The following is a 5390-nucleotide window of genomic DNA, read 5'->3' on the forward strand; positions in this document are numbered from 1 at the left end:
CGGCAGCCGCGCCACCATCCACGCCGGCGACGCCTATTCGATCCCCGCCGGTCATGATGCCTGGGTCGGGAACGACGAGACGTTCGTGGGTTACGAGGTCATGAGCGCAGCCGTGTATGCCAAATCTGCCTGATCCAGCGGTGGACGCCTCCTGACGAACCGGATCCGATCAGGGCGACGCCGGGCTACCGCCCCGCGCCGAGAATCCTCGCTTCCACGAGGAACTGCTCGGCCACGTCCAGCCGTGAGAGCGCCTCGATGACGCCGCCCTCGCTCACCGCCTGGCGTCGCGCTCCTGCGATGAGGGTCAGGCTCACCGCCGCGGCGCGGCTCCGGAGGGCGGCGGGGTCCACGTGCTGGTCGAACGCCTGCAGGAATCGCAGCAGGGCCTGGGGGACGTGCTCGTAGCCGGCATGCAGCCCGGGCAGGACCGCGATGTGGCCGAGGAAGCATGCGAGGTCGTCCACGAGGTGTCCGGGGCCGAGCGCATCCACGTCGAGGAGTCCCGATACGGCTCCGTCCGTCATCAGCAGATTGCCCTCGTAGAAGTCACCGTGCGTGGGCACCAGCGGTCCGGCGTCGGTCGAACGCACCGCATGGTCGATGCCTTTGGCGATGCGGCGGATGCGATCCGCCTCCGAGGGCAATGCCGCGACCGCTCCCTCGGCGTAGTCCCGGACCCGCGCCGCCCATGGGGGTCGCTCCGACAAGGAGAGGACGGCCGCGGGCAGAGCTGTGAGCACCCGCACCAGCGCGTGGGGATCGACGTCCGCCGCTCCGGTCCGCATGAGGAGCTCCGCGAGTGGCGTACCCGGCGCCGGGTGCATCGCGACGACGTCCTGCAGGGGATCCCCTGCGAGGACCGGCGCGGGCACCCCTGCGGCCCGCAGCATGCGGTGCCGTTCGACGAGCGGCCCTGCCGTCCGGGCGCGGAGCACCTTCAGGTAGCGGCGGTCGCTCCCATTGACCGCGAGGACCACGGCGCGCCGGAGCGGACGGTAGCTCCTGAGGTCGAGCACCGTCGCGTCGGCGGCGTGCCCGCGGCCGAAGGCGAACGGGGTGACGCGCACCGGGTCGAGGGCCAGAGGCAGTCCGGGCAGCTGCGGATCGTCTGGGTGCACCCAGACGGACAGTGCGCCGGCTCCCCTGCGGGAGAACGAGGAGACGCGGTTCCCGGGCTGCGGGATGGCTGACGAGGTGATGCAGGCGTGGGTCGGGACGGATGTCCCCGGCGCGCGACCGGACGGGCCGGACCTACGGACCTCGATGGAGAAGACGCCCGTCACCCCCGCTCCGGGGCGGTGGTGGACCGGGCCCGGTCGCCAGGAGAGGAGGTCCCACCCCGCGGCGGCGAGCGTGGTCTGCAGGAGCTCTCCGGGCGCATCGGATGCAAGGAGAGCGATGGTCTCCTGCTCGCTGATGATGCGTACGTCCCTCGCCCTCATCCGGGACCTAAATGCGTGCGACCGTCATCGAGCGCGGCCCGGCTGCCCCCATGACGGAGGCGTCAGGCGCGGCGACGCTGGAGGACGTCGTCCAGATTGATGCGTCCCGTCATCGGAGCCGAGACGGCCGCTGCCTCGGCGTCCTCCGCTGCTTCGGCAACCCGAGCCGCGGCTTCGGAGGCCTTGATGGGGGTCTTCGTGGAGGGCTTCGGGGCCTCCGGCAGATCCAGGGGGGCGGGAGCCTGGCGTTCCGCCTTCGCAGCGTCCACGTAGGTGGGACGAGGCACCTCGACAGGCGCCCACGCCGTCGTACCGGCCGGCGGGAGAGCAGCGTCCACGGTGGTGGACGACGCCGCTGCGCGGACATCCACTACGGACGAACCGTGCGCCACGGCGAGTGCCGCGGTCCGCAGCTCCATGGCGGACAAGGGTCGCGCGGCAGTCTCCTGGGCGTCGAACAGCGTGGTGGGGCGTCTGGGCGCGGCAGGTGCGGGCAGCACCACCGCGGAGCGTTCCGGGGCCATCTCGCGGACCGGCGCCATGGCGTGGGCGAACGCACGGTTGACGCGAGCCTGCCGGCCACGGACGGCGAGGAGCCGCAGTGCGGCCACGGCGAGGGCCACCACTGCGATGCACGCGAGGGGAAGGAGCAGCGAGACGGCTCCGAACAGGGCGAGTGCGAAGGTGACCAGGGTGGCTACGAGTGCGACGAGGCCCACGGCCGCCACGGCCATGCGACCCCGGTACGGCGTCACCGTCATCGTGCGGGGGGCCACCGAGCGGGCGGGCGCACCATCGGCATCCGGCGTGGTCCGTGCCGGCGGCAGGGCGTCGTCCCCTGTGGCGGCTGCATCGTCGTGCGGCGCGTTACTTGTCATCATGTTCTCCACGGGGACGTCGGTCCTGGCTCTCGGCATCTGGGGTGTACTGCCGGCGGTGGCCGGCCTGGTCCTTCGCAGCACAATCGGGGCCACCCAGAGCAGCCACACGCCGACGACTGCGGCGAGCACCAACGAGCTGTCCAGGGAGAAGACCACACTTAGAACCGTAGAAGCAGTCGTACCACGACTCCGGCATTGCCGCCGGTGTGTCGGAGCCTAATATGCTCCTTCCGGAATTGGATCGGTCAGCCCGGACGGGGAGTCCCGCCCTCGAGCCACGGTGACAGCAGCCCGCGCGGAACCTCCTCCGCCGTCAGGGCGAAGCTCCTGTGGTCCGCCCACTGCCCCGCGATGTGGAGGTAGCGCGGGCGGAGGCCCTCATCCCGGAAGTGCAGCTTCTCGACCACCCGCAGGCTGGCCCGGTTCTCCGGGCGGATGTTGATCTCCATCCGGTGCAGACCGAGATCACCGAAGCAGTAGTCGGTCGCGAGGGCCACGGCCGTCGGCGCGATTCCCCGTCCGGCCCGCTCGGAATCGACCCAGTACCCGAGCGTGGCCGACATCGCCGAGCCCCAGGTGATCCCCGAGACCGTCAGTTGCCCCACGAGCCGGGCGTCGCGTGAACCGGGGCCCTGCTCGGTGATCAGGAACGGCAGCGCCGAGCCGGCCCTGGCCTGGGACGTCAGCGACCGCACCATCTGGTGATAGGTGGGGAGGAAACCGTTCGGATCAGGATTCGAGGCCTCCCAGGGCGCCAGCCACGGGGCGTTGCGGCGGCGCAGGGCCGTCCACGCCGCCTTGTCGCGGTGGCGGATGGGCCTCAGGACCAGGGATCCGGTCCTGAGGGTCACGGGCCAGCTGGCTGCCGACCACACGGCGTGCTAGTCCGAGAGCTCTTTGCTGAAGTCCTTGATCCAGGCACGGAGGTCCGGACCGAGGTCTTCGCGCTCCGACGCCAGGGTCACGACGGCCTTCAGGTAGCTCAGCTTGTCGCCGGTGTCGTACCGGCGGCCGCGGAAGACGACGCCGTACACGCCGGAGCCTTCCCCGTCGGCTGCTGCGAGGGTCTGCAGTGCGTCGGTCAGCTGGATCTCGTCGCCCCGACCGGGCTTCGTGGTCTCCAGGACCTCGAAGACCCGCGGGTGGAGGACGTAGCGTCCGATCACTGCCAGGTTCGACGGCGCATCCTCGACGGACGGCTTCTCGACGAGCTGGTTCACGCGCACGTGGCTCTCGCCGTCGATCGCCGTGATGTCGGCGCAGCCGTAGGCGCTGATCTGCTCGGGGTCCACCTCGATGAGGGCGATCACGGAGCCGCCGGTCCTGGCCTGGACCTCGATCATGGTCTCGAGCAGGGAATCGCGTTCGTCGATCAGGTCGTCACCGAGCAGGACGGCGAACGGCTCGTTGTTGACGTGCAGCTTGGCGCGGAGGACGGCGTGCCCGAGGCCCTTCGGGTCGCCCTGGCGGAGGTAGTGGATGTCACCGAGCTCGGAGGGGCGGCGCACCGCTGCCAGCTTGTCGTGATCGCCCTTGGCCTCGAGCGTCTGCTCGATGAACGGCACGCGGTCGAAGTGGTCCTCGAGGGCCCTTTTGTTACGCCCGGTGATCATCAGGACGTCGGACAGTCCGGCGTCGACGGCCTCCTGGACGACGTACTGGATGGCGGGCTTGTCGACGACAGGAAGCATTTCCTTCGGCATGGCCTTGGTGGCTGGAAGGAAGCGGGTCCCCAGACCGGCCGCAGGAATAACGGCCTTCGTCACACGTGATTGCAGAGTCATGAGCACCACATTACATAAAAGGCACTGGATTCCTCGGGCGCTGCGCACAATGGTGGAATGACCGCTTCAGCTCGTGATACGGACAAGGCCGGCCTGCGCGCATCCCTCCGCGCCTCCCGGGCGACCCTGCAGGCCTCGGACCGGGAGGACCAGTCGGACGGTCTGCGCCGGGTCGTGGTGCAGTACCTCTCCGACCGATACCGGCCCGCCGGGCGCCTCGACTCTCCCCTGCCGACGGTCGCCGCGTACCTCGGCGTCGACCCGGAACCGGCCACGGAACGGCTCGTCGGAGAACTGCGCCGCCTCGGTTTCGGCGTCGTCGTGCCCGTCTGTGAGCCCGCCTACCGCCTGTCCTGGGTCCGCTGGGTCCCCGGCGTCGCGCTGCAGCGGTCCGTCCGCGCTCCCGTCCAGGAGCCCGTCGGACCGAGGCTCGCATTCGACGACCTGCCGGACGTGGGCCTCATCCTGGTACCCGCCCTCGGCGTGGACCGGACGGGCAACCGGATCGGTCAGGGCGGGGGCTACTACGACCGGTTCCTGGCCGACCGTCCCGTCGACGGACCGGGGGCGGTCCCGCGGCTGGGCATGGTGTACCGGACCGAGGTCCTTCCCGCCGGCGCCGTCCCCTCCGAGCCCTACGACCAGCCTCTGGGTGGCGCCTTCACGCCCGACGGGCTGCTGCGCTTCGGGACCCGAGACCGCGCAGTGTAGACTGGCACTCGACCCCGGAGAGTGCCAAAGCAGTGTCGGTGAGCCATCCGGGGACCACGTTGTTCGTCCAGGAGGATTTCCATGCCCATGTACGCCTATGCCTGCAAGGACTGCGGCCACGCCTTCGACATCCAGCAGTCGTTCTCCGACGACTCGCTCACGGTGTGCCCCGAGTGCGGCGGATCGCTGCGCAAGAAGTTCAACAGCGTGGGCGTCGTCTTCAAGGGCTCGGGCTTCTACCGCAACGACTCCCGGGACACGAAGACCAGCACGGACGCCGGCTCGAGCTCCGCGAGCTCCGCTGCGAAGCCGACCTCCGACGCGTCGAGCTCGACGGCATCCAGCTCGTCCTCCACCGCGTCTCCGAGCACCGCGGGAGCAACCAGCAGCGGGGCTGCGGCAGCCGCGTCCTGAGCTGCCGCCCGCGGCGCTTCCCCGGCACCGAGCTGCCGCTCGGCACACCGCGGCCACCGATCATGTCCACATAGCGTCCGGCCGGGCCCGGTGACACGGCTTCCCGCCTAGGGTCCGTGCATGACGTCGACCCGCCCTGCAGGCGTTCCGCTCCG

6 protein-coding genes are annotated in these 5390 nt (G+C 70.4%); 2 read left to right on the top strand and 4 right to left on the bottom strand.

Annotated elements, in window-relative coordinates:
* Positions 1 to 185 precede the first annotated feature (185 nt).
* The 4 genes from CVO76_RS08335 to galU all read right to left on the bottom strand — a co-directional run bounded on the left by CVO76_RS08335 (position 186) and on the right by galU (position 4110).
* Entirely contained in the window at positions 186 to 1445 is a 1260-nt protein-coding gene (locus tag CVO76_RS08335) for a phosphotransferase family protein (protein ID WP_208741634.1), read from the bottom strand.
* Positions 1446 to 1507: 62 nt separating this feature from the next.
* The gene (locus tag CVO76_RS08340) at positions 1508 to 2323 is read right to left on the bottom strand and encodes a hypothetical protein (RefSeq protein ID WP_133082535.1); all 816 of its coding nucleotides are present in this window, start codon (positions 2321 to 2323) and stop codon (positions 1508 to 1510) included.
* 248 nt (positions 2324 to 2571) lie between these two features.
* Positions 2572 to 3177 carry a GNAT family N-acetyltransferase gene (locus CVO76_RS08345; protein WP_432206088.1) on the bottom strand — a complete coding sequence of 202 codons (606 nt, stop codon included), beginning with the start codon at positions 3175 to 3177 and terminating at the stop codon, positions 2572 to 2574.
* A 30-nt stretch (positions 3178 to 3207) separates the two neighbouring features.
* Positions 3208 to 4110 carry a UTP--glucose-1-phosphate uridylyltransferase GalU gene (galU, locus tag CVO76_RS08350; RefSeq protein WP_133082533.1) on the bottom strand — a complete coding sequence of 301 codons (903 nt, stop codon included), beginning with the start codon at positions 4108 to 4110 and terminating at the stop codon, positions 3208 to 3210.
* A 57-nt stretch (positions 4111 to 4167) separates the two neighbouring features.
* Here galU and CVO76_RS08355 point away from each other — a divergent pair, with 57 nt between their 5' ends.
* Together CVO76_RS08355 and CVO76_RS08360 are read left to right on the top strand one after the other, a co-directional pair.
* Positions 4168 to 4821 (top strand): 5-formyltetrahydrofolate cyclo-ligase, encoded by a 654-nt coding sequence (locus CVO76_RS08355; RefSeq protein WP_208738949.1) that lies wholly within the window; start codon positions 4168 to 4170, stop codon positions 4819 to 4821.
* A gap of 81 nt (positions 4822 to 4902) precedes the next feature.
* On the top strand, positions 4903 to 5235 hold the full coding sequence (locus CVO76_RS08360) for an FmdB family zinc ribbon protein (RefSeq protein ID WP_208738950.1): 333 nt from the start codon (positions 4903 to 4905) through the stop codon (positions 5233 to 5235).
* Positions 5236 to 5390 lie beyond the last annotated feature (155 nt).

The organism is Arthrobacter agilis (assembly GCF_002953615.1).
GTDB classification, from domain to species: Bacteria; Actinomycetota; Actinomycetes; order Actinomycetales; family Micrococcaceae; genus Arthrobacter_D; species Arthrobacter_D agilis_B.